This window comes from Blautia sp. MSK18_10, from assembly GCF_020553185.1.
Lineage (GTDB): Bacteria > Bacillota > Clostridia > Lachnospirales > Lachnospiraceae > Blautia_A > Blautia_A wexlerae.
This window is the reverse complement of the sequence record NZ_JAJCGT010000123.1, coordinates 1-686: the sequence shown is the minus strand read 5'-3', so window position 1 is coordinate 686 and position 686 is coordinate 1. Positions and strand designations below refer to the sequence as shown.

At 42.1% G+C, this 686-nt stretch carries 1 protein-coding gene; it reads left to right on the top strand.

Translation table 11 applies throughout. The features are described from left to right. The coding region (locus LI074_RS17105; protein WP_173679728.1) for a hypothetical protein at nucleotides 1–686 on the top strand (686 nt) is incomplete at both ends.

Sequence of the window (686 nt, the reverse complement as noted above, 5' to 3'; positions counted from 1 at the left end):
GAGATATGAGAAATATGAGGCGACAGTTTCTAGTGAAATCCTTGATTTGGGACAGACTGGAGTAAACGGCAGTGGTTGGGGGTGGGAAAGGCTGGAGATAAAAAATACAGGCACAGAGGCTTGGCATATCAAATCTATCTCAGAATTGAATGATTTTACACTTGAGCCGTTTGATTATCCGTTTCAGGGAAGGTTTCCAATGGAAGTTGGGAATAAGGTTAAGCCCGGAGAAGCTGTTGCAGCGGATATTTATGTAAAGAAAAATCTTTCTCCGGGAATTCATGAAGAAACCTTTGTCATGGAAACAGAAGAAGGCATTCAGGCGAAGTGTAGGATACGGGTTCTTATTCGCGGCGCATCTGATCAGGATTATGAGGTGAACTGCAGACCGAATAGCGGTACGAGATTTCTCACAATTACCCCTGAAGAATACGACTGGTGGGATAATACAGATCCGGATCCGGATATGTTTATGTGTCCAAAACGCAGTATATGGATATATAACAATGGAAAAAATCCTGTTACGGTTGATTTTGAGAATACGGAACATTTCTGGGCGTACCTTGATGATTATGAAACGGGGGTTATTATGCCCGGAGAAGGTACAACGGTTTATCTTCGTCCGAAAAAGGAAGAACAGGTAGCTACTGATATTTTTAAGGTTTCCATCACAGGAGGAATAGAAT